Source organism: Streptomyces sp. NPDC001663 (assembly GCF_042893105.1).
Lineage (GTDB): Bacteria > Actinomycetota > Actinomycetes > Streptomycetales > Streptomycetaceae > Streptomyces.
On sequence record NZ_JBIAUR010000021.1, the window covers coordinates 1 to 25,328 of the forward strand.

The 25,328-nt window shown below is 68.3% G+C and carries 19 protein-coding genes and 2 pseudogenes; 14 read left to right on the forward strand and 7 right to left on the reverse strand.

Annotated elements, in window-relative coordinates:
* Nucleotides 1–607: 607 nt before the first annotated feature.
* Complete coding sequence (locus ACFY1L_RS46160; protein WP_351329862.1) at nt 608–1,114, forward strand: hypothetical protein; 507 nt, start codon at nt 608–610, stop codon at nt 1,112–1,114.
* 957 nt (nt 1,115–2,071) lie between these two features.
* Entirely contained in the window at nt 2,072–3,055 is a 984-nt protein-coding gene (locus tag ACFY1L_RS46165; RefSeq protein WP_351329863.1) for a replication-relaxation family protein, read from the forward strand.
* On the opposite strand, the gene ACFY1L_RS46170 is transcribed toward ACFY1L_RS46165, so the two are convergent.
* On the reverse strand, nt 3,005–3,736 hold the full coding sequence (locus ACFY1L_RS46170) for an SRPBCC domain-containing protein (RefSeq protein WP_351329864.1): 732 nt from the start codon (nt 3,734–3,736) through the stop codon (nt 3,005–3,007). The two genes, ACFY1L_RS46165 and ACFY1L_RS46170, sit on opposite strands and share 51 nt — an antisense overlap.
* A gap of 839 nt (nt 3,737–4,575) precedes the next feature.
* Between ACFY1L_RS46170 and ACFY1L_RS46175 the strand changes: the two genes are divergently transcribed.
* The gene (locus ACFY1L_RS46175) at nt 4,576–7,080 is read left to right on the forward strand and encodes a Helicase associated domain protein (RefSeq protein WP_388839597.1); all 2,505 of its coding nucleotides are present in this window, start codon (nt 4,576–4,578) and stop codon (nt 7,078–7,080) included.
* A 70-nt stretch (nt 7,081–7,150) separates the two neighbouring features.
* Here the strand turns inward: ACFY1L_RS46175 and ACFY1L_RS46180 are convergent, their stop codons facing one another.
* Together ACFY1L_RS46180 and ACFY1L_RS46185 are read right to left on the reverse strand one after the other, a co-directional pair.
* Nucleotides 7,151–8,092 (reverse strand): hypothetical protein, encoded by a 942-nt coding sequence (locus ACFY1L_RS46180; protein ID WP_351329866.1) that lies wholly within the window; start codon nt 8,090–8,092, stop codon nt 7,151–7,153.
* Nucleotides 8,093–8,385: 293 nt separating this feature from the next.
* On the reverse strand, nt 8,386–10,506 hold the full coding sequence (locus tag ACFY1L_RS46185; protein WP_351329867.1) for a hypothetical protein: 2,121 nt from the start codon (nt 10,504–10,506) through the stop codon (nt 8,386–8,388).
* Between the two features lie 133 nt (nt 10,507–10,639).
* On the opposite strand from ACFY1L_RS46185, the gene ACFY1L_RS46190 reads away from it, so the two are divergent.
* The 9 genes and pseudogenes from ACFY1L_RS46190 to ACFY1L_RS46230 all read left to right on the forward strand — a co-directional run.
* Nucleotides 10,640–11,008 carry a hypothetical protein gene (locus ACFY1L_RS46190; RefSeq protein WP_351329869.1) on the forward strand — a complete coding sequence of 123 codons (369 nt, stop codon included), beginning with the start codon at nt 10,640–10,642 and terminating at the stop codon, nt 11,006–11,008.
* A 491-nt stretch (nt 11,009–11,499) separates the two neighbouring features.
* Entirely contained in the window at nt 11,500–11,907 is a 408-nt protein-coding gene (gene cutA / locus ACFY1L_RS46195) for a divalent cation tolerance protein CutA (RefSeq protein ID WP_351329870.1), read from the forward strand.
* Nucleotides 11,904–12,545, forward strand: a complete 642-nt coding sequence (locus ACFY1L_RS46200) for an HAD family hydrolase (RefSeq protein WP_351329872.1) — start codon at nt 11,904–11,906, stop codon at nt 12,543–12,545. Before cutA ends, ACFY1L_RS46200 begins: the two co-directional genes overlap by 4 nt.
* 112 nt (nt 12,546–12,657) lie before the next feature.
* On the forward strand, nt 12,658–13,842 hold the full coding sequence (locus ACFY1L_RS46205; RefSeq protein WP_351329873.1) for a helix-turn-helix transcriptional regulator: 1,185 nt from the start codon (nt 12,658–12,660) through the stop codon (nt 13,840–13,842).
* A gap of 314 nt (nt 13,843–14,156) precedes the next feature.
* On the forward strand, nt 14,157–14,654 hold the full coding sequence (locus ACFY1L_RS46210; protein WP_388839603.1) for a DUF6415 family natural product biosynthesis protein: 498 nt from the start codon (nt 14,157–14,159) through the stop codon (nt 14,652–14,654).
* Between the two features lie 265 nt (nt 14,655–14,919).
* Nucleotides 14,920–15,486: a hypothetical protein gene (locus tag ACFY1L_RS46215; RefSeq protein WP_351329875.1), complete on the forward strand. Its 567-nt coding sequence runs from the start codon at nt 14,920–14,922 to the stop codon at nt 15,484–15,486.
* 636 nt (nt 15,487–16,122) lie between these two features.
* Complete coding sequence (locus ACFY1L_RS46220; protein WP_351329876.1) at nt 16,123–16,512, forward strand: hypothetical protein; 390 nt, start codon at nt 16,123–16,125, stop codon at nt 16,510–16,512.
* A pseudogene (locus ACFY1L_RS46225) lies at nt 16,499–17,095 on the forward strand (caspase family protein); the annotation flags it as partial. The gene ACFY1L_RS46220 and the pseudogene ACFY1L_RS46225, both read left to right, overlap by 14 nt.
* Before the next feature lie 405 nt (nt 17,096–17,500).
* A pseudogene (locus tag ACFY1L_RS46230) lies at nt 17,501–18,913 on the forward strand (Hsp70 family protein); the annotation flags it as partial.
* A gap of 577 nt (nt 18,914–19,490) precedes the next feature.
* Here ACFY1L_RS46230 and ACFY1L_RS46235 read toward each other — a convergent pair.
* From ACFY1L_RS46235 to ACFY1L_RS46250, 4 genes are all read right to left on the reverse strand, one after another.
* Entirely contained in the window at nt 19,491–19,892 is a 402-nt protein-coding gene (locus ACFY1L_RS46235; protein WP_351329877.1) for a hypothetical protein, read from the reverse strand.
* Entirely contained in the window at nt 19,889–20,350 is a 462-nt protein-coding gene (locus tag ACFY1L_RS46240) for a hypothetical protein (protein ID WP_351329878.1), read from the reverse strand. The genes ACFY1L_RS46235 and ACFY1L_RS46240 overlap by 4 nt, the downstream gene beginning before the upstream one ends.
* A gap of 87 nt (nt 20,351–20,437) precedes the next feature.
* The gene (locus ACFY1L_RS46245) at nt 20,438–21,283 is read right to left on the reverse strand and encodes a helix-turn-helix transcriptional regulator (RefSeq protein ID WP_351329880.1); all 846 of its coding nucleotides are present in this window, start codon (nt 21,281–21,283) and stop codon (nt 20,438–20,440) included.
* A complete protein-coding gene (locus ACFY1L_RS46250) occupies nt 21,280–22,020 on the reverse strand; it encodes a DUF6879 family protein (RefSeq protein ID WP_351329881.1) in 741 nt (246 codons plus the stop codon). The genes ACFY1L_RS46245 and ACFY1L_RS46250 overlap by 4 nt, the downstream gene beginning before the upstream one ends.
* Nucleotides 22,021–22,401: 381 nt before the next feature.
* Here ACFY1L_RS46250 and ACFY1L_RS46255 point away from each other — a divergent pair, with 381 nt between their 5' ends.
* Both ACFY1L_RS46255 and ACFY1L_RS46260 read left to right on the forward strand, forming a co-directional pair.
* Nucleotides 22,402–22,758 carry a trypco2 family protein gene (locus tag ACFY1L_RS46255; protein WP_351329883.1) on the forward strand — a complete coding sequence of 119 codons (357 nt, stop codon included), beginning with the start codon at nt 22,402–22,404 and terminating at the stop codon, nt 22,756–22,758.
* The gene (locus ACFY1L_RS46260) at nt 22,755–25,229 is read left to right on the forward strand and encodes an NACHT domain-containing protein (protein ID WP_351329884.1); all 2,475 of its coding nucleotides are present in this window, start codon (nt 22,755–22,757) and stop codon (nt 25,227–25,229) included. The genes ACFY1L_RS46255 and ACFY1L_RS46260 overlap by 4 nt, the downstream gene beginning before the upstream one ends.
* Nucleotides 25,230–25,328 lie beyond the last annotated feature (99 nt).

Genomic DNA, 25,328 nt, shown 5'->3' on the forward strand with positions numbered 1-25,328 from the left:
GCGCGCGGTCTGCTCCGCAGACACGACGCGCCGCCGCTACGCGGCGGAGAATTCCGCGCTCCGCGCGGAAAAGGCGGAACTCCGTTCCGCCTCCGGATCACTCCGTGATCCGGCCGTACCGGCCTGCTCCGCAGGCCGGTACGGAATCTGACACACCCTTCGGGCGTGTCAGGGGGCAGCCAGCAGGGCGGTAGTGGTGTGACGGGTCGTCACCCGCCTTTGACTGTTCCCCTGTTCGGGTTGGTATTGCCTGTCGTCCGCCAACGCCCTTGCCTCGACTGAAGTGACGGACTGTCACATCACAGCCGAGGGTGATGTTTTTGGCCAACTTCGATGTGCGTCATTCTTAGACTCTGGATAGATTCTGGGCTGATGCCTTACTGCCGTATCGCCTTTCGTGGCCGACTGTAACGGATATGCTCGATTTCACAGAAGAACAGAAACTCTCTGTCCGCGTACCGTCCGGGGAAGCTGGCTTGTTTTTCGGGTATGGCCTCACGCCCCATTCCGTGACCGAGATCATCGGAATAGAATTAAGTTGCTCGATGAGGCGGCAACCTCATCGGCGGCAAAATCGCATCTCTCCACGGCGAAAAGGAATTCGACAATGGCGCAACTCAAGCCGGTTTCTCTCGACCGTTTCGCAGAAGCTCGCGAGGAGGCATATACGGTTTTGGCTCACCTGATGGCGCGGCTGGCGCCGGGTGAGCACGTGGTGCGACTGGGGGTCACGATGGATGGTCAGGAGCGACCGCTGACGGCCACTCTGCCGCTCACGGTCGAGGGTGAGGGCACTCCGGATGATCTGGTGGGTGCTGAGGAGAAGTACCTCCACAACATGGCGTTCCTGCTGGCTTGTGGGCTGGCGCAGCCTCTGTCGTACGGCGTGATGTATCTGCGTTCGGTGTCGGAGGAGGGCGGTCCGGCGTGCACGGTCCGGGCTTGGCACCTGTGCTACACGGTGCTCAACGAGTGCAGCGCGGCTGAGGCTGCCGAGCTGGTCGGGGATGGTGAACGGGCCGATTTCGTGGATGCGTTCAGCGTCCACTCCCAGCCTGAGGATGAGGACGGCGGCGAGGCGGTATATCCGCCTGTGGCCTACACGGTCCTCTAACGGCCACCATGGCGGGCCGGGATGGCGACCTGGTCCGCTCCTTGCCTCGCTGCCGCCGGGGGCGGGGCAAGGGATGAGCGGGGGTGCCGGTCATGATCCGGCGCCCCCGCTCAAGCGGCGCGGAGCGTCGTGGATACCGAGAGGGGCGACCCGCTGATGCGGGTTGCCCCTCTCGCGCATTGCGCAGCAATGCGAAGGCTGCTTTCGGGGCGCGGAGCGGCCTCGGGGTATTCCGCCGCGTAGCGGCGGCGCGTCGAGTCTGCGGAGCAGACCGCGCGCGGGAATTGGTGCGCGCTGCTGTTTTCTGCTGGCGGGGGATATGTAATCCCGGTAGGTCGGCAAACCTGGTCCGGGTATTCCCCGCCAGCTGGCCTCTCTCCAAGGCTTTTCTAGGGTACGGGATGCAGGACGTCGTGGGGCACCTGTGTGGTCGAAAACATCGGCGCCCGGTGTCGTGTGGGAGGGGTGAGCGGCAGTGCGTTGTGATCGGCCCACTCGGTGCAGGGCGGTCCGGCTGCTCCCTTTCTGTCGGCTTGCAGGGCGCCGGCGTCTGTCCGGCGCTCGAGCGCGGAGGCTCTGCCGACGCGCCCCGGCAACGGACGCGCCCCGATCCCCTGAGGCACGCCCACCGTCCCGCCCGCCCTTCCCTTCTTTCTTCTTGCTTGGGAGTGGTGCGGGGGTGTGCAGAGGGGGATGTCGGGCTGGCGACCACGCCGAAAGTGCCTGGTGAGCTGCTGATATGTCGTCACCTGCCTGTGATGCAGGGACCGTTGTGGGCGGGGATGTCGGTGGTGCATTCGTTAGGGATGTGGGCCTGGTCGGGGGCGGGGTTATCGCATCGTGACGCTGGTCGGGCCTGGGTGGTCGGGATCTTGGTCGGGGCTTGCTGCTGGCCTGGGTTGTACGCGCGGCGCCGTAACAAGTATCGGCGTTGCACTCGTTGTGGGAGGGCAGCGCATGCTGAATGTGGACACGGGTGGGGCGGATCGGCTGGCGCTGGCGGTGCTGGCGCAGTACCGGTTGGCAACGACGGAGCAGATGCATCTGGTCATCGCGCCGGGGGTGCGGGCCGAGCAGACCCGGCGCAGGCTGGCGAAGTTGCGCGATGAGGGGCTGGTCGATCGCATCACCTTGCCGCGGGCTGGGCGGAGTCGGGTGTGGTTTGCCACTCAGTACGGGGTGGACGTCGCTTCGGAGTGGCCGGAGTTCAGGGGGTGGCGGCCGCCGCGGCTGGTCGCCGACCGTACTGCCGCGCGGCTGCGGGTGGGGCATGCGCTTGCGGTGACGGAGACTGGCCTCGCTTTCCTGCAGGATGCGCGTTGCCGTGGGGATGTGTGCCGGCCGCTGGACTGGATCCCGGAGGTCTACCACTCCCTCGGCGGGGGTGAAGCCGTTATCCCGGACGCCCTGCTGTACTACTGCTGCGATGAGGAGGACGGCGAGGGTGGGGCGATGTTGCGAGCTTTCGTGGAAGTTGACCGGGCGACCATGGGGCCCGAACGCCTGGCCGCGAAGCTCACCGCCTACGCCCGCCTCCACAACTATGTGCCCTCTCCCGTCGGGCGGCCGCGGCCGGGCCCCAACCAGGAGCCGCCGCAGGAGGATTGGAGGCGCCGGTATGCCCTCTTTCCTCGACTGCTGTTTGTCTTGGATGGAACCGGTCCTGTCGGCATCGAGAGCCGCGTCCAGGCCCTGCGCGCCTCCGCCGAGTTTGGGGCGCTGCGGGGCTTCCTGCGGCATGTTCACGTCCTCGCGGCGCCCATGGCCGACATACTCCGCGACGGGCCGTCAGCGCCCGTTTGGCGGCCCATCCAGGATCCCGAGCAGAGAGTCAGCTGGATGCACACCCACCGCCCCCAAGTCGCCCCCACACGGCCCGACGCTCCCCGCTCAGCCGCTCCAGCGCCGCCCCGACCATGGTCTGAACAGCCAGGGTGGTGAGCCCGACCACGGCAGGTCACCGCCCACCGCCCCTTGACTGTATGCGTGAGGAAGAAGGCGTGGGCGTGGCGCGGTCCCGGGGCTCAGGGCTGTGAGAACGGCACATGGCTTCGGGAGCCGCCGGGCTTTCGAGTATCTCCATGAGGGTGCGATGCTGGGCTGTGGGGTGCCTGAGTCAGCCGGCCGCTTCGACGTACGACGCCAGGTTGGCCAGCGAGGAGGCGATCCCAGCCTCGTGGAGCGCTTGGTCGATGCGGGTGGTATGTCCGTGGCGGTGACGGTCACCTCGGTTCCTTCACTGGTGGTAGTGAGGTGCCAGGTCATCGTCATGGTGCCCGCGTACGAGGGGTCGTTGGCCTCGAACACCACTCGCTGCACTACCCGCTGCGGTGGCATCAGGTCGGCGAAGGTGACGTCGACGACATCCGACGCGTCTGATGTCTTGCCGGGCTGTCGGTGGGGTCGAGGTAGGTGAGGACCATCCGGAGGCCACCACCGGGCCGGGGGTCTCGCTGCTCGACCCGCCCGCGTATGTCGGCCGGCGGCAGCCAGGCTTCCCGGGACTCTCGGTCCAGGAGGGCGCCGTAGACGGTCGCACGTGGTGCCGCGATCACTCGGCTGGCGCGGTCGGTCCGTCCCATGGCCCGGTCTAGGCCTGAGGTTCCTGGGAGGGCGTGGCATTTGGGGTGTTCAGGAGGTGAGGGCCTGTGCTTCACCGATGGCGGTGGTTTGGGTGGTGGTGCGGGTCTCGGTCCACTCACCGCTGTCCTTGCTGGAGTCGCATGCGGCGAGAGTGACTGCGCATGCGCAAAGACCGAGTGTGCGCATTCTGGCTGCCGTTCGCATCGTTCCCCCTGTGCTCCTGCGGCGCGTTGATCGTCACCGTAGCCGCTTGCACAGCGCTGGTTACAGGCGATTCAGTGCCAACCCGTAGGCCCGACCATGGCCCCCACCGCCCCCGACCATGACGGTCTCCACCCCCGACCGTGGGCCCGACCACAGCAGGTCACAGCGTTGCGCAGAGTGTCTGGCCGGAATCTGCGCAATCGGTCGCCGATTGCGCATCAGTTGAAGTCAGCCTCCCGGCTCCAGTACGTAGGCCTGCGCACCGGCCCCGAGTGGCTGCGCACCGCGCGCGGGCTCTGCGCAGAAGGTTTGCGCAATGGTCACGGCAGCAGCGAATGCACAGCCGATCGCGCAGGCCTGCCACCGTGCGCAGGCGGCTCCACTCACCGCCGTGCGCGATGACCGGCTGGGCTTGGGTGCCGGTTGCCGGTGTTCGTCGTTAAGCCGGTGTGAGCGCGTTGTATGACGATGGGGACCGTGTGAGTCTGCGCCTGCGCAAACTCTGACGATCGGTTCCTTCCGGAACCAGTCCCCCACATCTCACCGCCCGCGGACACCCACACACGAGCGTGGCCGGAGCACAGCGTCTTCCCCAGCCTCAGAAGGCTCTGCCGGGCACAATGACGTACGGAAGTCGTCGCCCACCGTCTGTTCTCGAGGTTTTCATGGCCCCCATGACGCTGCGCCCGCATCAACTCGAGGCAGCGGACAGCGTGGTCAGACACCTCCAGGTACCCCCCGGCGGCCGTATCCCTCCGCAAGGGTTGAGAACGCAGGTCGTCGCCGCGACCGGGTCCGGGAAGACGCTGATCGCCGTTGAGTCCGTGCACCGGCTGGGCGCGCGGCGCCTGCTCGTTCTGGTGCCGACGCTGGATCTGCTGACACAGGCCGCCGCCGCGTGGCGCCAGGGCGGGCGGCACGGTGCGATGGTCGGGGTGTGCTCGCTGCGGGCCCAGGAGAGCGAGGGCATCCCGTGTACGACCGACGCGGACGAGCTGGTGGCGTGGACCGGGGATCTGGAGCAGGTGACGGTGTTCGCCACGTATGCAGCGGTGGGCCTGGGGATCCTGCAGCGAGCCCATGAAGCCGGGCTGGCGGTGTGGGACCTGATGGTGGTGGACGAGGCGCACCGCACGAGTGGGGATGCGGGCAAGCCGTGGGCGGCGGTGCACGATCAGGCGCGGATCCCGGCAGTACGGCGCCTGTACATGACCGCCACCGCCCGGGTGTGGGAGGCGGACGGTGCCGGGTCGCGGCTGGTGGCCAGCATGGACGAGCACAGCCCCGTCTTCGGGCCGGTCGCGTACAAGCTGAAGCTGTCGGAGGCGATCCGGCGCGGGATCGTGGCCCCGTATCAGGTGGTGTGTGTCGACATCCGTGACCCCCACCTGCACGCCGCCCTCGCAGCCGGCGAGGCGGGCTCCGACCGGGTGCGCGGGGCGCGTCTGGCCGCGATGCAGACCGGCCTGCTGACCGCGGCCGCCGGTGAACGGCTGCGGCGTGTTCTCGCTTTTCACAGCCGGGTCAGCGAGGCCGAGGCGATGGCCGCCGGGATTCGGGGCGTTGCGGTCCAGCTGCGGGAGCAGGACCCTGGGCGGTTCCCGCCGGCGCAGCGGGTGTGGGCGCAGTGGCTGTATGGGGAACACTCCCCCACCCACCGTCGGAAGGTACTGGACGACTTCGCCTGCGACTTCATCACCGGCGAGCACGCCGATATCCCGGCCGCACTGCGGGTGTTGAGCTCGGTGCGGGTGCTTGGAGAAGGAGTCGACACCGCACAGTGCGACGCCGTCTACTTCTGCGATGCCCGTGGCTCCATGGTGGACATCGTGCAGATGGTCGGACGGGCCCTGCGTATGCACCCCGGCGAGGGAAAGATCGCCTCCCTGGTCGTGCCGGTCTTCCTCGGTCCGGACGAGAGCCCGGACGAGATGCTGACCTCCAGCGCCTACGAGACCCTCGCGAAAATCCTCACCGCCCTGCGGGCACACGACACGGAGACCATCGAGGCGCTCGCCGATCCCCGCATCCGCAGCAGCCGCCCCGACCAAGCCGGTGGCAGCGAACAGGCCGGTGGAGCAGCGAGGTTCGAGGACGAGGGTGTCGTCGAGGGCAGCGCCGGCGGCGAGGCAGCGGTCAGTGCGGCGGCCGCGGGACTGCTGCGGTTCAGCGAAGAACGTGACCCCGCCACGCTCGCCCGGTTCGTGCGGCTGCGGGTCATCGACCCCGAAAACGCCTACTGGCGGCGCGGCATCGAAGCCGCCACCCACTGGTTGCGCGAGACCGGCAACAGCGAACTGCGCGTGCCCTACACCTACACCGTGCCGACCGACCGGCCGGGCGTCGGCGGGTATCCGCTCGGGGTATGGCTGGCCGACCAGCGTCGCTACTACAACGACGGGGCCCTTGAGGCTGAGCGTGTGCTTGAGCTCGAGAAGCTGGGCATGCTGTGGTCCGCCCACGACACGGCCTTCGACGAAGGCCTCGCCGCCGCCCGCGCCTACGCCACCGAACACGGACACCTCCTCGCCCCGGCCACCGCCGTCGGCAAGGACGGCTACCCGCTGGGCACGTGGCTGAAGAACCAGCGTGCTGCCGCGCGCAGGAGCTTGCAGAACGCCGAACGGCGCGCCGCCGGGCAGACAGTCGCCAGCAGCGGGGAGCTGGCACCAAGCCGCCTGGAAGCACTGGAGGCCATCGATCCGGGCTGGTGCCCCCTCGGCTGGGACATCGCCTGGCAGCGCTGCTTCCGCCTCGCCCTCACCCACGTCCAGACCGGCGGTGAACTACCCACCACAGCAGGCGCATTGACCGTGCAGGGTGAAGACCTCGGGGCATGGGTGATGGCGCAGCGACTGGACTGGGACAGGCTCCTGCCTGCACAGCAGTGGCTGGTGGAGAACACGCTCGGGCTCGAACCCGCCCAGGCGGAAGAACGGCCGACGAAACGCACCCAGGACGACAAGTGGGCACTCAACATGGCGGCGGCCGCACAGTTCCACGCCCGCGAAGGCCACCTGGCCGTTCCCCGCAAACACCTTGAGACACTCACCGCGAACGGCAACGGCCGGGAAATCGCCGTCAAGCTGGGAGCCTGGCTCGACAACACCCGCCGCCGAGCCGCCAAACTCACCCCCCAACGCCGCACCGACCTCGACCAACTCGGCATGCGCTGGTAGAACGCCCTGCAGGTGGTGACCGGGATTCCGAGCTCTAGGCCATCACCTGCTGTGCCTCAAGGTGAGTTCATCACGGGACCAGCGGAAGAGTCGCGCTGTCTGCTGCCGGACTCTTCCTGATCGCTTTCAGCTGGGGCCGGTCCAGCAGAAGAGTCAGAGTGCGGCCCGGAGGCGGATAGCCACCCGAACGCCGGGTAAGGAAGTCCGCCGCCTTGATCCGTCGAGACGAAGCCCCGCTCACCTGGGTGAGCACGCCCGATGCCACCAGTTCATCGGCGATCTCATCGAGGTGTGCTTCGTAGTCGGCGTAGACGGCCTTCGCCGCTAGCTGGACAGCTGCATGCGCTTCTGTGATGGCGCGCCCCAGCTGCCAGGGGCGGCGGCCGTCCTCATCTTCGGCTGGGAAGATCCGGTTTGCGATCTCACGACGGGTGAGAGCGTTCTTGGCGCAGCGGAACTCGGACAGCTCCTGGAGCTGAGCAGCCATAGCCTGTTCACGCGCCCGCTCCGCCTCGGGATCATAAGGTTCTTCCTCGACCGCCTCGGCCCCCTGCCGGTGCGCCAGACGCCAGGCCTCCAGCTCCTCGGCGAGTTCAGTGCGCCAGGGAGCGGTGGCCTGCCAGATGTGAGCCACACCGTTGCTGACGAAGCACAGGTCGGCACTCGCCGACCGACCTTGATACGAACGGGCCTTGGCCCACAGAGCATCAAGATCTGCATCGCACCCGCTCTCGGGGACTGCAGGTGGCTCCTCGAGGAGGTCATCCTCAATGACGGTGAACGCACCAGCGTCAAAGCGAGTGATGTCCTGGTAGAGGACGCGGGCCTCAAGCTGTACCGCCAGCTGGCAAAACGCTGCCGCGTCCATGTGCTGCGCGTCGAGATAGACGGCATGGGCATCCGTCTCCGGTACGGCAGGGACAAGGACGATGCGGTGGTCGTGCGCCCACTGCCGCAGCGCATCGGGCAGTTCATCCAGCCGGGGGTCAGGCAGGCTGTGCATGGTGATCATGTCCGTTCCGGGATCCCACACCGCCGAGCGCGGTGCGTTCGGTGGCGAACCTAGAAACCGGCACTGACACCCAGCGCAGGAACCGGCTCTGACTCCCCCACCCCCGCAAGACGCAACCCGGCCCTATCACCGCAGGCCAGAGCGGAGGTCATGTTCATGCTCGGACAGACTGCAGCGGACCTCGCCGTCAACCCAAGCGCAAAGGGATTCGCCCCAGAGGATGAAAAGACCGGCGCTACACGTCCCGACCGCCCCGATCGCATTGCCCTCCCCAGCATGCGCGGCATCAGGGATCAGTGTGAACTATGGGGTACCGCCCAGAAGCTGACGTGTTCGTCGCCGAGCCTCGTGGTGCTGCCGCTCTCTGCTGCCAGTGTGGTTCCGTCGGGGTTGAAGAGGAGGTCCGTGATTACCTGGTTGGCCTGGTTCATGGTCAGGGTTGCGGTCACCGTGCGGGTGGCGCTGTCCCACAGTTGGACCTGTGACGTGTCGGCGACGGCGAGGACACCCTTTGAGCTGTAGGCCACGGCGCGGGCGCCCGTGGTGAGGGCGGTGGGCTTGTGTGTGCGCATGTCCCATAGTTGCACTGAGCCAGCCGTGGGAGCGGAGCTGTTGACCGTTTGACTCGCGGTGGCCAGGGTCTCGCCGTCGGGGCTGAAGGCCAGCGAGTACACGAAGTTTCCCGTGGTGTGGAGGGTGGTGGTGATCGTTCCGGTGGTGGGGGTGAGCAGGTCGACGCGGCCGCTTCCCTTTCCGGTCACGCCGTCACCGCCGCCGACTGCCAGTGTGGTTCCGTCGGGGCTGAAGGCCACCTTGTAGACCGCCTCACCGGGAAAGGGGCGGGTGGCGACGGACGAGTGAGCTGTGGTGTCCCAGACCTCAACCGTGTCTTGCGTGTTGAGGTCGCCGCCTGAGGCGGACATCGCGAGAAGGCGTCCGTCGGGGCTGTAAACGACCGAGGATCCCTCATTGACGCCGCTAGTGCCGGTGATGGTGGTGATGGTGTCGGTGACCTGGCCGGTTGCTGTGTCACGTAGTACGAATACCAGGTTGCCGCCGTCGGAGCCCGCGCCGCTGGCCACGGTCCGGCCATCGGGGCTGAAGGCCATCGCGGACACGCCGTTGCCGGTCGTGGCGAGGGAGGTGCCGCGTTTGCCGGTGGCCGTGTTCCACAGCTGAAGGTCGTAGGCAACACCGTTGCCGTCCGGGCTGACGAGGGTGGCGAGGGTTTTGCCGTCGGGGCTGAAGGCCAGGGAGTTGTTGCCGACGAAGGAGTCGGTGAGGACCATCCGGGGCGCCACGGGCCCGCTCGCCGTGGTGTCCGGCTTTTCGGAGCGGGTCGTGGGGAGCCGGTGGTCTGCTGCGGGACGGTGCTGGTAGAGGACGACACCCAGGAGGAGCAGGAGAGGGATGGTCATGGCGAGTGGGAGACGCAGCCGCTCGCCGAGACGCCGGTCGGCCTGTCCCGATTGCAGGGTGTTGGCGGGCGGCGCTTGGGGGCGCGGTGGTATTCGGGGCATGGGCTCGGAGGGCAGTGCGCTACTGTCGCCGACCTGCCGGAGCGTGTCCTGGAACCTCTCGCGCAGTTCGCCTGCGAAGAGCAGCGGGAAGAGGACGGGGGCGTAGCGGGCGATCAGCTTGGCCTGCAGCGGCCCGCAGGTCGGGCACTTGCCGCAGTTGGGGCACGTGTCGAAGTGGCGGGTTATCTCCTCGCGGAGCCGCTGGGTGAACTCCTCGCCGTCCCGCTCCACTGCAGTGCGGATGATGGCGTCCAGGTCCTTGCAGCGCCCCCTGCCACTGGCGAACAAGGCGAAGGCGGTGAAACCCAAAGTGGCGACCGTGCGCACATGATGGGCGTTGTTCTTCGCCCGCTCGGGGCTCATCTGCAGGGCCACGGCGAGCGCCTCGCCGGTTAGGCGGCGCCGGATCGCGTGCTCGTAGATCACCTGGTGGCGTGGGTTGAGGGAGGGGACGACCTGGGTGTCCAGGAGCTGGCGTACCAGCTGTAACCCGAGATCGTCCTCTGCCTCAATCAGACCGGCATCCGCGTCCGCCGGTTCGGGAACGTCCCCCAGCACCAGTGGATCCAGCCCCGCTCGGTGGCCCTTGCCCGGCGTGCCGCCGCGCATGTACGGCATGCATCTGCGGCGCGCGATGGTGCGCAGGTAAGCGCCCAGGGCCTGAGGGTTGTTGAGGGTCCCGCCGCGGACGAAGTACTCGGTGAGCTCGGCAAAGGCATCATGGGCCGCGTCCAGCGCGTGGTCCTTCTCCTTCAACTCGCTCATGCATAACCGCAGGATGGGCTGCTCGTAGCGTTCGTAGATCGCGGCCAGCGCGTCACGCCGGCTCTGCTGTTGCTGGGCGAGTGCTACCAGTTCCCCGTCGGTGAGAGTGTCCAGTACGTCCTCAGACACCGGCACTCACCGTCCCGACCAGGGCAGTTCCCCTCAACAGTCGGCCAGGAAAAAATCTTGGATTTCGCTCGGACCTGAGCAGGTGCGCAGCCCCAACCCTCCACACGGCCTTCGACCGAAGGAGGAGGGGTCCATGAAGCGACCCTCGCTCAGCGCATTGGCAGGTGGCGCAGCGGGAGCCCCTGCGGCCGCCGTCCTTGCCACGCATGGAGCCGCCGGCACCATCATCATTGCGTGGACAGGCCTGGCGACGCTGATCGGCGCCCTGGTACCGGAGTTCTTCTGGCTGCTCGCGCTGGTACTCGCCGTGCGGCAGCGGCGATGGGAGCTCCGTAATCTGGCTGACGCCACACCCGTGCTGCGTGAGCGCATCCTCGCCCGTGACCCAGTGGCCGACATCGTCACGGCCCGCACGAACAGAGCCGACGGAATGCTCCCCGGTCGCCGGTCCGGGAACCGAAGGTCTGACATATCCGGCAACAAAAAGCGCCGACAGCGCTGAGCGTCTACCGCCCATGGTGTCCCCCCGACTTCACCCCGTGCGGCTGCGCGCGGGGTGAATGTCTCGCCATGGTGCAGCAGCAATCGTCTGTCTGTCTGCCTTTCGGTAGAAACTGGGCTGGAAAGGAAAAGTCTCCAGTTATGAGAAGAGTTGTGTGTGGCAGCCGCAGCGCCCGCGAAGGCAACGCCAGACCGGCCCCCCTCCCTAGTCCGAAGGCATCGCACCTCCTGGACTGACGCGGCCGCCTCGAACAGCGAGACCGGCTGCGTCAGTTCACCCGGACCTGATCCGCACAGACCGAGCAGCACGCGCGAAGCGGTCGTCAGGCCTGCCATACGACCGCAGCCAACGGACCTCCCCGTGCGGCCAGTTGCTCCATTTCCGAGACCTGAGACCGTCAGTTCGTGCGCGTCGCGTCTCACGCGCATGACTGACCGGTCTCCACGGCAACCGCGACCCGAGAACAGGCTGTCGAGCTGGCACGATCGGTGGTGAGCAAGCGGCTGGCCGCCGGGGCGCAGATCATCGGCCCCGTGATCTCGCCCTTCTGGCATGACGGCGAGTTCGACACCTGGGAGGAATGGCGGCTGCTGCTGAAGACCGCCCGTACCCGATATCCGCAAACTGGTAGCCCATCTGCTCGAGCAGCGTCCATGGCGGAGCCCGGAACTTGCGGCCGTGCTGATCGAGGCAGGGTGGAAGGGGTGCCTGGCGTGGATTGCCGCCGCCATGCAGCCCGCCGAGTAGGCAGCCAAGCCCTGGCATTGGCCTGGGCTGTCGAGCCGAACAAACCCCTCAGCCTCCGTGTGACCATCGGGAGAGCCCCGCCTCGAGCTGTTCTCGCCCACCGTTGGCGGGTTCTTGGTCATCTGCGTGCGCGCCGTAAGCTCCCAGGGTGATTGAGACGGTGGTGCTGGATGTCGGTGAGACGATCACGCGGGACGACCGCTACTGGGCTGCGTGGGCGGACTGGCTGAAGATCCCCCACCACACGGTGTCCGCTCTCGTGGGAGCTGTCGTGGCGCAGGGCCACGACAATGCCGAGGCGCTGCGGCTGATGCGTCCGGGAATCGATGTCGGCGCCGAGTACCGGGCGCGGGAGGCGGCCGGGCTGGGGGAACGTCTCGACGAGAGCGACCTGTACGACGATGTCCGCCCGGCCCTGGCGGAGCTGCGCGGCCGGGGCGTACGCGTTGTCATCGCCGGCAACCAGACCGTCCGGGCGGGTGAATTGCTGCGCGGCCTGGATCTTCCGGTGGATGCGATCGCGACGTCGGGAGAGTGGGGAGTGGCCAAACCGCAGCCGGAGTTTTTCCGGCGGGTGGTGGAGGCCGCTCAGGCGGCCCCGAGTGCGACGTTGTATGTCGGTGATCACCCGGCCAACGACATCTTCCCGGCGAAGGCCGCAGGCCTGCGCACCGCCCACCTGCGGCGCGGGCCGTGGGGGTATCTGTGGGCCGACGATGCTGAGGTGAACGCGGCCGCGGACTGGCGCATCGACAGCCTCACCCAACTGGCCGCCATCGTCGGCAGATGAAACCCCGCCGCCCCTCACCGGCCTAGCAGGGATGGGCTGTTCGCCGGTGCGCGGGGGTGGCCTGCGGGTACGGTTTCGACAAGAGGGGCCGAGCAGCGAACAGGGGGCTTGGATGCCCGCACAGGCAGGCGGCGTGGGAAGGAGGATCGCCTACTACCGCAGCGTCGTCCGGCCCAGGATGACGCAGCAGCAGCTCGCCGATGCCGCGTGTCTGTCGCTGGGGGCCATCCGCAAGATCGAGCGCGGGGAACGCGGCGTCAGCGAACTCACGCTCGAGTCCATTGCGCAGGCGCTGGGCATCGACCCCAGCCGGCTGCGCGCCGACCGCGGCGCCGCGCATACGCGGGTTCACGACGCACTGCCTCGGCTGTCGGCTGCTATCGCCGCCTACGACCTGCCCGAGGACGGTCCCACACGGGAACTGCCCGAGTTGCAGGCTGCCACCGCCGAGGCCGCCGACTGGCGGCTGTCCGCCCAGTACACGCGCATCGCGCGCACCCTGCCCGACCTGCTGGGCGAACTCGCCCGCGCCTTTCACACCGCCGCTGCGGCCCAACGCCCTCACCTTGCCGCCCTGTTGGTCACGGCATACCGCACCGCGGATGCCGTCGCCTTCAAGTACGGGGCCTTTGATCTGTCCGCGCGCCTGATCGACCTCATGCGCTGGGCCGCTCCTGCAGCCGAGGACCCGCTGCTGGCGATGTCCGTCGCCTACGTGCGCACGGAGACGTTCTTCGCCGCCCGCGCACACGCTGCCGGGCTGCGCGCCTTGGAACACGCCATGGATGCTGCCCCCGCTCCCGTCGGCATGCCCGCGATCGCCGCGCGGGGTGCGCTGCACATGCGGGCTGCGGTCATCGCCGGCCGCGCCCGCAACACCGCGGCTGCCACCGCCCACCTCGATCAAGCGGCCGCCCTCGCCGAGCGTGTGCCCGAGGGCGTGTACGCAGGCACGGCCTTCGGCCCGGACTCCGTGCGCATCCACCACGTGTCCGTCGCCGTCAGCCTCGGCAACGACCACGTCCACGGCGCCCTGGACATCGGCCGCGAGTGGACACCGCCCGCCGGTCTTCCGGCCGAACGCCGCAGCGGCTACTACATCGAACTCGCTCGCGCCCAGCTGTGGTCCGGGCGCACCGACGACGCCTTCACCTCCCTGAAAACCGCCCGCGCTATCGCCCCGCAGCACACCCGCGAACACCCATGGGTACGCGAGGACGCCGCCACCCTCCGCCGGCTAAAACGGGCCGACGCCGAAGCCCTGACCACCTTCGCCCAGTGGTGCGCCGCCACCTGAGACCACACACCCACTTCGCCTGATCACCCGTCAACTACCCCTCGCCGGGGTACTTGTGGCCCTCGCCCGGCCCCACCATCTGTGTCGCACGCGCCAAGCAACCGGCAGATGGGAACAGCAATGCCCGGCACACTCCTGCGCACGCCGACCGCCCCCAACACCAGCCCCAGTTGCCGGCCCCAACCCAGGTGCTGTTCGGCGTCTTCCCGCGCAAAACCGCGCCCTCCGTCCCGGCACACACCCCCTGAGCCAGCCCCGGTTCGCCCGGCGCTCCTGCGGCCCGGCGCTAAGCATCAGAGGGCAGGTGATGTGCAATGAACGCCACCGTGCACGCCAGTGCGCTGACGCAGCCGGTAGACATCGACACGATGCGCCACAGCATCAGCCAGCTGCTCGGACCGGACGCGCAGCCCCTCGCAGGCGACACGCTGACCACCCTCCAGCAACTGCTGCGCGGACACATGCAGCTGCTCATCCCCGAGGTCGAACAGGCCGCCCTGCAGCGGGATGCGGAGGATGTGCCCCGCTACTGCGCCCTCGCCTGCGTCGGCGAAGCCCGCACCAAGCTGCATATCCCCTCAAGACCGGACGAGTACGGGGCTCTCGCGCAGGCGCGCCAGCTCGCGCGGCGTCTGGCGGCCCTGTGTGATCACTACGAAGCCCTCACCGACGTAGCCATGTGCCTGGCCTGCGACCAGCCCCTGCGCGAGGGCGACGACACACTCCCCTACCACCACGTCACTCCCAGCGGCCCTGCCGCCCGGGTCGGCCGCATCCACGCCCGATGCGCCCACACCTACCGCCACGCATGACCACCACTCCCGCTCCATCGAACCGGAGTACTCCAGCGGCCGCCGTCCCGCCCTGGCCGTACCTCGAGCACCCGCCCTGAGCCCCGCACCTTGGACAGGTGAGCCTCAGGGCGGGCTCCCCACAACCGGCACTCCCCCAGAACCGCGCCCTGTACTGACGCCGACCCGTGTGCGGGCCTATCGCCCCACCAGATCCCCCACCACCACCTCAGGCGCCCCACGGGTGAACCGCCACGGCCCGACGCGCCTACCGGAGACCACACGCATGAACCCTCGCGCCCAGCACCCACCCACCGAACCCGCACACCTACCCCTGCGCAGCAACCGACCCGCGGACGCCTCCGAGGTCATCAGGCACTGGCTCGCCACCGCCCACCCCACCCCCAGCCGCGCCTACGCGGAATGGACCGAGCAAGGGGTCGCCCTACTCCCCCTCGGGCGTCGCTTCAACGCCATCCGCGTCCCCGGCCAGCTCATCCACGCCGCCGCCGGAAGCGACCAACCCGAACACGTCGCCCAGGTCGTGCGCGACGCGCTCGACGGACCAGTCATCCACGACCACCTCACCGCCGGGCCCACCTACTACGCCCTCGTGCCCTACGCACCCGCCATCCCCTGGCTCGGCGCCAACGACACCCCATTACTCGGGCCCGACACCTACCTCGGCATCCCCACCCTCGACCACACCGCCCCACCCGGCACCTACTGGGTCACCCCACCACGCCACCGCAACCACCTCTGCCCACACGACGCCGTCTTCGACCTCATCCTCACCGGCCGCCGCACACTCCACGAGTCCGCAAACAACACCCCGCCACCCGAACAGACTTGACCATCTATCAGGCGGAATCATCCCCAGCCACCGCGGAGCTTCTCCCCCACCGCCCCTTACAAGCCAAGCCCCCGTCCCTGCCGGACACAGCCCACCCGAGACACCCCCGACTCGGAAACGGCCCCGGCAGGGACGGGACTCCCGACCGCTCGTTCCGTGAGACAAACCGCCGGGGCAAGCCCGCATACGGCCCATCAGGCCCCGCCACTCCCTCACCTGCCCTCAGGCGATCCACCACCGGTGCACTCCCAAACCCCATCGCACGCACCGCTTTCTGGGGCTGCCACTCGCCGAAAGACCGAAAGGGGAGCGCTGTTCGCCTGTGCGCGGGGTGGGCATGCGGATACGGTGCGGGCAAGAGGGCCTACAGCGATCGGGGGTCTGGATGTCTGCACCGGCAGGCGGCGACGTGAGCCGACGGTATGTCCCCCACCCACGCCCTGCTGATGCCACACGCTACCGGCCAGCGCCCGCTGCGGCGATCGATGCAAGGAGCTCCCGCCCTGGCCGCCGATGAAGAGCCATCCCGCGTGGCATCGACCCGACGCCCGGCGGCAGTTGAGCAGGTTACGGCGCCAACGCGTAGGCACCAAGGGGAAGTCGCTGCATCATGAGGGGGAACGGGGGGCTATGACTATGGAATGCAGACTGATTGTTGCGGGCGCCAGTCCCGACGAAACCGCACGGCTGCTCACCTCCCTGGCCGCATGGCTACGGTACGAGGAGGATCTCAGAGGGCGGACCCGGCTGGTCCACGGCAAGATCACGACCGGGATGATGGGCGGGCTCCCGGAGGCGCTGGCCGTAGCGCTCTCCGCGAGCGGCGCAGCAAGCGTTCTCGCCCGCGCCGTCGTCGAGTGGGTCAAGCAGCGCAAGAGCGATGTAACGGTCAAAGCGGTGAGGCCCACGGGGGAGAGCTTCGAGTTCGATCTGCGGCGCGTTGAAGATCCAGAGAGTGTGATCACGCAGCTCCGTACGTTCCTCGACGCCGGGCAACCGGTCGCCGACCGCGATGAGACTGCCTGACGGCGATCGCTCCCGCGTCGTCCTGATCGGCACCTCAAGCCATCTGGTCGACCCGGAGCTTCCCGATCTGCCGTCCGTGCACAATAACCTGATCGACGTAGCTGCGGCCCTCGGTGAACCCGTCCACGGCTGGATCGCCCCGCACACCTGTACGGTCGTCGACAACCCTCGCACCCCGCAGGAGTTGGTGGGCCGGCTCGATGCCCTCACGCAAGAGGCCGAGGATCTGCTGCTGATCTATTTCGCCGGGCATGGGCTGCTCGACGATCAGGGAAGCCTGCATCTGGCCCTCGCAGAGACCCGGCGCGGTGCCCTGCTGCCGTATACGGCCATGCCGTACCGGGGTGTGCGGGAGCTCGTCGTCAGCAGCCCGGCACGCAACCGCGTCGTCATCCTCGACTGCTGCTTCTCCGGCCGCGCCCTGGGTCTGATGGCCGCGCCCGACCATCTCGTGAAGGGCCAGACCGCCATTTCCGGCAGCTACATTCTCACCGCCACCGCGGCGGACAAGGCCGCTCTTGCGCCGGACGGCGAACGCAACACCGCTTTCACCGGTGAACTGCTGCGCCTGCTCAAGGAGGGCGACCCGGAGGCATCTGCCGAACTGCTGACCCTGGACGACATGTATCGGTTTCTGCTCCAGAGCCTGCGCGGCCGTGGCCTTCCCAAGCCGCGGCGCCAGAGCGGAGACACCGCGGGAGATCTGGCGATTGCCCGGAACATCGGCTACCGGCCCCCGCCCATGGGCGGGGGCCGGACAGGCCAGGGCCCGTCACGGCTTCTCTTGGACGAGGAGGAGCGGGTCGGGCACGGCGGCGATCCCCTCGAGGCAGCCCGGCGGTATGCGGACATCGCCGCCGTCCTCGTACGGGTCTATGGGGCCGAATTCGCCGATGTGCAGGCCGCCGAGGCGAGCCGGGTGTACTGGGCGGAGTACGCGGCCACCGCCGCACCTTCTCGAACCACCGCAACTCGCACGGGACTTGGCATCGATCTGGGCACGGCCACCGCCGTCGTCAGCGTGATAGAGGGCGGCGAGCCCGTCGTCATCGCCAACTCGGAAGGATCCGAGGCGACTCCCTCCGTCGTTGCCTGGTCTGCTGAGGGCACGATTCTCGTGGGGTCCCGGGCAGCCCGGCAGGCCATCACCAACATCGACCGTACGGTGCGCTACCCCACCCGCCAACTGGGCGACGACTTGAACACCCGCATCGGAGGACACGCCTACACGTCCGCCGAGGTGACGGCCCACATCCTGCGCAAGCTCAAACGGGACGCCGAAGAGTATCTCGATGCCGCCGTGCAGGACGTCGTGATCACCGTGCCGGCCCTCCTGGACAACAACGGACGGCGAACGATCGAGAAGGCGGCCGAGATGGCTGGGCTGACCGTGACGTGTCTGCTCGCCGCACCCAGCGCGGCCGCGCTCGCCTACGGCCTCGACTGGGGCGAGGAGCAGACCGTGCTGGTCTTCGATCTCGGGGGCGGCACCCTGGGGGTGTGTGTTGCGGAGATCGGCGACGGCGTCGTCGAGATCAAGGCCGTCAACGGCGACAACCACCTCGGGGGCGACGACTGGGACCAGCGCATCGTCGAATACCTTGTGCAGCAGTTCCGCTCCCGCTACGGCGTTGACCTCTCCCGGGACAAGATGGTGGTGCAGCGTCTGCGCGAGGCCGCCGAGAACGCCAAGATCGAACTGTCCTCGTCCACCGAGACCTCGATCAATCTCCCCTACATCACCACCTCCGCCGAGGGCCCGCTGCACCTGGACGAGAAGCTCACCCGCGCCCAGTTCCAGCAGCTGACCGCAGACCTCCTGGAGCGCTGCAAAACGCCCTTCCACAACGTCATCAAGGACGCCGGCATCTCCATCGGCGGAATCGACCATGCCGTCCTCATCGGCCGTGCCACCCGTATGCCCGCCGTCGCCGAACTCGTCGAAGAGCTCACCGGCACAGCACCGCGCAGAATGCTCCACCCCGAGATGGCCCCCGCCCACGGCGCGGCACTCCGAGCCGGCATCACCACGGGCCAGGTCAAAGACGTCCTGCTCCTCGACGTCACCCCGCTGTCCCTCGGCATCGAGACCAAGGGCGGCATCATGACCAAACTCATCGAGCGCAACACCACGATCCCGACCAAGCGCTCCGAAATCTTCACCACAATCGAAGACAACCAGCCGTCGGCGCAGATTCCGATCTACCAGGGCGAACGTGAGATCGCCGCCTACAACAACAAACTCGGCATACTAGAGCTGACCGGCCTGCCGCCGGCGCCCCACGGCACCCCGCGGATCGAGGTCACCTTCGACATCGACTTCGCCGGCCGCATCCACGTCACGGCCAAGGACCTCGACACCGGCAAGACGCAACAGGCAGCCATGAATGGCAGCAACACGACCTGGCACACCCGCGACTTCCGCCCCACCAGACTCCTGCGGTACCCGCCCACTCCCGAACCAAAAACGGACAACACCGGCCAGGGAAAGTGACGTGAGGCACCGCCACCCGCCCCACGAGAAAAGAGTCCTGACTCGGGGAAGCAGCACCTTGACCGTCTCGTTCGACCTGACGGCGTGAAGCCGCTCAGGGAAGCCGGACGGATGGCGGCTCACGCACCTCAAGACGTGACCGAAACGGACAGGGCAAAGCATCCCAGGCCCCGCTCTCGCACTCACACCCACCGAATGGACCGCCTTCATCACCCGCACCAAGGCCCAGAAGCAATGGGCGAACCGATCACCCCGACGCCGGCTCCCCAGCAACCGAAGCAGCAAGAGCCCGCCCTTCCGTCCGTACAAGGGGCGGGCGCTCCTGCCCGACCGACAACAGCCTCACACCGCGGGGCCTGAGCATTTCGCGGACCTGTCCAAGCAACGCCGCCGGCGCATGAACGAGGCACCGCCCGTGCGGGGGACGACGAGGCGGCCGCCCATCCCGAGACCGGCCGGGGTAAGAGATTGCCGACCTCGAGGCTCAGATCTTGGTTCCGGTCGCGATCCGGTCGTTGCCTGCGAGGCGGACGATGGCGCGCTGCATGATGACCAGGCGGTGCTCGTCGAGTTCCTCGACAGCCGACAGCGGGATACTGCCGATGCCCACCATCGACAGCACCAGGCCGAGGAAGGCCCGCTGCGGTTCGTCGAGGCCGAGCGTGTACAGGCGGCCCATCAGCCCTTCCCAGCGGGCTGTCATGTGGCCGCTCTGCCTGACGACGAGGGCGGCGCGTACGCCGTCGTGGGCGAGGAGCGTCTCCTCCTCGAAGAGGGCCTGCGCCGCGGCGCGGTCCCGGTCGTTGCTCGCCGAGTCGACCAGCAGCTTGCCCAGGGTCGAGGCTTCGCTCTCATCGGTGTCGTCCACTCTGGTCTCGGTCGTCATACCGATGCCCCCGCGGAGTGTGGGTACCCGCCCGGCCCGAACGCCGCGGCAAGCAGTTCGGGATCCGTTAACCGCCCCGATCCGTCAGGCCGCTCGATCCACCACCGGCCCTCCAACGAGTGCACGACGGGTGGGCACTTGAGGACCCACCCGGCCGGATCCACCGTGAACACGCGGACGTGGTCGAGGTCATCCTCCATATCCAGCGGCAGCAACCACCAGGCGATGTCGCTGTAGACGTCGCCGAGGATGGGGCCGACGCGTTCGGGGCCGATGCGACGGATGGCGTGCACACTCTCGACGAGGGGTGCTTCGACGACGCGCCAGCACGGGCCGGCAGGGATCTCGGCGAACCGCCGCAGCTCCCAGACACGCGCCACTTCGGCGGGGTCAGGTGCGCAGGACATCAGCCAGTCCTGGCCTACCTGATAGATGGATCGTGCGGTCGGTGCGGCCATGACCGGCACGCTATGCAGGGCGGTTGCGGGTTGGAGCGGCGATTGCGCAGGATTGCGCGCGAGGGTGCGGGGGTTGTCTCCAGTTGCTCATGACAGGTTGAGAGCGGCACTCGCGCGGCCGATCAGCCGGTGCGCGGTGGCGTCGTAGACGGCGGAGTCGGCGAGCCAGTCCCAGGCCCGTTCGTACAGGGCGATGGACTCCTCGTCGTCCAGCCACATCTCGGTACTGAGGGTCTCGACGATGACGAGGCGCCGGTCGTAGATCCAGAACCCGTGTGACGGGCTGCGGCGCAGCTCGGCAGCGAAGGGGATGATGCCGAGCTGCACCGTGTCCATGCCGATCATCGAGCGGAGTCGGTCCAACTGTGCGGCCATGACCGGGCGCGGCGCGTTCAGGGCGTACAGGGCGCCTTCCCACAGCAGCACGCGGAAGCTGCGCTCGGGCTCGTACAGGGCCTGTTGGCGGCGCATGCGAGCGCGGACGGAGTCCTCGATGTCCTTTGTCGGCACCTCGCGGAAGGCGGCGTTGGCGGTGAAAACGGCGCGCGCGTACTCGGGGGTCTGGAAGAGTCCGGGAATGCGGATCACTTCGACAGCGCGCAGCAGCGTCGTCTGCTCGGTCTCCACCACGCCCTGTTCCTGGCGGGCGCGGTGGCCGTTGGAGTACTGCTTGCGCAGCGAGCGGTAGCGCGTCTCCAGCCCCGTTAGCCGCCCGGCCAGTTCGGTGACCACGTCGGGGCGGCCGGCGGCCTCGGCCCAGCCCCGGAGATCCTCGCGGCTCGGGGTCTGCTTCCCGTGTTCCAGGCGGCTGACCTTCGAGCGCTGCCAGCCGAGCCGTGCGGCGAAGTCCTTGCCGCTCAAACCGGCCTCGGTGCGCAGTTCGCGCATGCGCGCACCGAGGGCGACACGCCCGGTTTGGTAGTCGCTCGTCACATGGTGGAACGTACCCGCTCGGCGAAGTCGACGGCAGCCACGGCGTGGTGCCAGGCAGCATCGCGGGCCTGGCAGGCGGCCAGCACCTCGGCAGGATCCTCGCAGACGACCACGCCCAGCGTGGTGTCCTGCTCGTCGAAGACGAACCTGAGCAGGGTGCGGGAGTCGATGAGCCAGAAGTCGAAGTCGGGCAGGCCGAGCCGTTCGGCCTCCGCCCGCCACAGGTAGCGCACCTCGTCTCCCACGGCCACGTTGCTCGGCGCACGGGCCAGCAGGAACTGCTGGCCCTGCGTGAGCGGCTGGTCGACGAGCCGTACGCGGCCGAACGTCTTGCCCCGTGCGACCTGCTCGGCCACGTTACGGCGCCAGGCGTCCGGTTCGTCGTGGTCAACGTCCTCGCCGGCCTTCCAGCGAGCCCACGGCTCGCTGCACCGGTCGGTGGCGTAACCGCGGCGCGTCTCCAGCCGCCAGGCGGTGTGCCTGAAATCGGTGAAGACGTGGGCCACTTCACCGAACGGCATCAGCTGGGACGGCTCACTGCGCGGGGCGAAGCGGGCGAGCAGTTCGCGCGGAACACGGACGAACGCCTCGGTCGGCTTCACACCCCGCAGTTGGGCGAGGTGCTCGGGGTCGGTCTCGACGTCGCCCTGGACGAGGATCTCGTCGGTGCCTTCCACCGCGTAGAGGGTGGGACAGTCCCCGCCGTCGCTGGTCGTGCCGAGGAACCTGAGCGTCATGTCGCCCTCCATGACTCGGAGTTGGAATATCAGAATGCGCAGCATGGCCAGGAAGCCGCCCCGAGATTGCGACGGATTGCGCGCACCCACAGGCCAACGTTCGTTGCGCGCAATGACCCCAACCGTCGAGCCCGACCGCCCCGCACACCAATCGCGACAGCCTCAGGCCCCTCGACCCGTCGACGAGGGGGCGCAGCGGCCCGCGGGCGGTGCCACCAGCCGGCAGACAAGTCCATGGCCCGGCGAGGGAAAACCGCGGGCGGGAGGTGTCTTGCCGCGAGGCGCGAATGCCTGACGGTCCCACGAGTGAAGCGCTACGCTCGGCATCCAGCCGGTTGCGCTCCGCTCGCGCTTCCGTCTGAGGCTGAGTTCGGGGGAATGATGAGCGAAGATCTCGAGGGCGTAGAACTGGCGGCTGCGGTTCAGTCGTTGCGTGACGAACTGCTGGAGGCCGCCGGGCGGGGTGCCGGCCAATCAGTGCGTTTCGCGGTGGACAGTATTGAGCTGGAGTTCACGGTCCAGGTGCGCAGGGACATCACGGGCAAGGCGGGTGTCAAAGCGTGGGTGGTCACCGCCGGGGTCGACGTGACACGGGGCAGGGCCGACACCCAGCGCGTCAAGCTCAGCCTGAGTCCTAAAGACGCCGTAACAGGGCGCACGTTGGAGATCGGCAACCCCGACCATGGCGGCACCGCGGGCTTCACGCAGGTACCGCCATCTGCCGGTAGCGGGCAGTGAATCCGCACAGCTCCCGCGTCGCGGCCGTCTTCGGGAAGCGGCAGGGCAGTGGCTATCTCCTTGGCCCGCGACTGGTTTTGACCGCCGCTCACGTCGTGGGCCGGCAAGACAGTGTCGAAGCGATCGTGGTCGGCGGGGTTGGCAAAGTACGCTGCACGGTGGTCTGGCGGCGTAAAGACAGCGCCTGCGACGCGGCCTTGCTGGTGGCGCCGAACGACATTGTGTCCGCGGACGTGTTGACCAAGTTCGCCCCGCTGCGCTGGGGCGAACTGATTCGCCTCGACACGCAGGAGAACTGTCAGGCCATCGGCTTCCCACTGGTCCAGCGCGACGAGCGGGGCAATCTCGAGAGCGAGCAGCTGGTGGGCCGGGTCAAGCCGGGCTCCTCGCTCGTGCTCGGCCGGTACGTCCTGGAAAGCAGCGGCCCGCCGCCGCAGTCGGCTGGGGGCGGCTCGCCCTGGGCAGGTCTGTCCGGGGCCGGCCTGTTCTGTCAGGGCGCGCTGATCGGTGTGGTGACCGCTGCCCCGACCGGCTGGAGTCACGGGCGGGTGGAGGCGGTGCCGGTGCGGGTGATCGCCGACGATCCCGCATTCCAGCGGGCAGTGGAAGACCACGGCGGGCCAAAGGTCGCCGTCACGGCGCTGGATGAACTGTCCGGCCCGGAACGCAAGGACCGCGATTTCGAGGTGGGCTATCGGCGCTACGTCGCCAACCGCTTCGCGAAAATCGAGACACTGGGCCACGACTCCGACACCGGCAGGATCGTATGGCCCCTCGACACGGCCTTCCTGGCTCTCGAACTCGCCGCGACGACCCCCCGCAACGGCCGCCCCGCCGCAGAGGTCGCTCCCGGCAGACGCGTCCACGCCGCGCTGGAAGGCCACACCCGGATCCTCCTTCACGGAGCAGCCGGCTGCGGCAAGACCACGCTCATGCACTGGCTCGCAGTCCACGCAGCCCAGGGCGACCTGCCTCGCGAACTCGGCGCACTGCAGGGCAGAGTGCCCTTCGTCATCCCGCTGCGCGCCCTCACCTCCTCCAAGGGCGCCCCTCGCCTGGAGACCCTTCTGGAAGAACTGGAGTATCCAGCCGCCCTCGGCCAGCCCGAGCAGTGGCTGACCGGGCTGCTGGAACAGGGCCGCGGCCTGCTCCTGATCGACGGCATCGACGAGATCCGCCACGACCTGCGCCCCCGGGTGCGGTCCTGGCTCGAAAGGCTGCTCGACCTCTACCCCACCACCGCCGTGGTGGCGACCTCCCGTCCGTCCGCCGTCCACCACGACTGGCTCGCCGGATACCAATTCGCGGCCTTCAGCGTGCTGCCCATGAGCCCCGCAGACGTGGGCACGTTCATCGACCGCTGGTTCACCGCCCTGTCACAGAGTAACGATTGGTCCGACGCCTGGCACGACGTCGAGTACTACACCACGCCCCTGCGCTGGACAGTGGATGCCAACAGCTCCCTCATGGAGATGGCAGCAAGTCCCCGCCTGTGCGCCCTGATCTGCGCGCTGTGGCTGCAGCAGCAGCGAACCGGATCACGCGATCCCCTCCCCCACGATCCCCTGCAGTTGCACCACGCTGCCGCCTTCGACATGACGGTGCGCCGCAGGGCCATCGGCCTGCGGCTGTACAGCCGTGACGTGGCCCGCAGTGTGCATGCCACCGAGGGAATCGACCTGACTTTGGAACAGCAGACCGGCATGCTGCAGGCCCTTGCCGTATGGATGCTCCTCAACGGGGCATCCGACCTGTCACCGCTTCGCGCACAGCGCATCCTCGAACAGGACTGCCAAGCCCAGCTCCTCGAAATCTCGGCCAGCCAGAAGCTGCCGGGCAACCTGTCATACGTCGCCGACCGGGTCCTTCAACATCTGCTGATCCGCGCCGGCTCCCTGTACTGGACGCCTGCCAACAGCATCGCCTTCGAGCACAGCACCTTCCGCGACTACTTCGCCGCTGCAGCGATCGTGACCAAGGGCCACTTCGGTTTCCTGGTCAACCACGCGCACGACCCGCAGTACACCGACGTCGTGCACATGGCCCTCGGCCACTGCTCCCAAGCCGAAGCCGACGAACTGCTCCTGTCCCTGGCCAAACGCGGCGACCGCGAACCGGAACACCGCACCTGGCTCCATCTGCTGACGACCGCCTGTCTGCGATACGCAGAACACGTCGGCCCACACGTCCGCATGCAGGTACTGGACCGGACCCGGGCACTGACCCCACCCCACGACGACGCCGCAGCCGACCTCCTCGCCGAGGCAGGACCAGACATACTCAACCTGCTGCCAGGACCCGACGACCTCACCGTCGAAGAAGCCCGGGCCGTGGTCCTCACCGCCTGCAAAATCGGCGGCCCCGCCGCGGCAACGGTCCTGGAACGCTTCGCCACACACGCCGACCCCATCGTGCGCGAACGCGTCGACTGGGGACGCAGCCGCATCACACCCCTTTCGGCCGCCCTGTAGAGCCACCCCGTCCACGGTGTTCCGCCGACGCAGAGCGTGCGCTGGCTAGGTGTGCTGGCCGAGGACGTTGGTGACGGGCGACACACCTTGAGCGGTTGG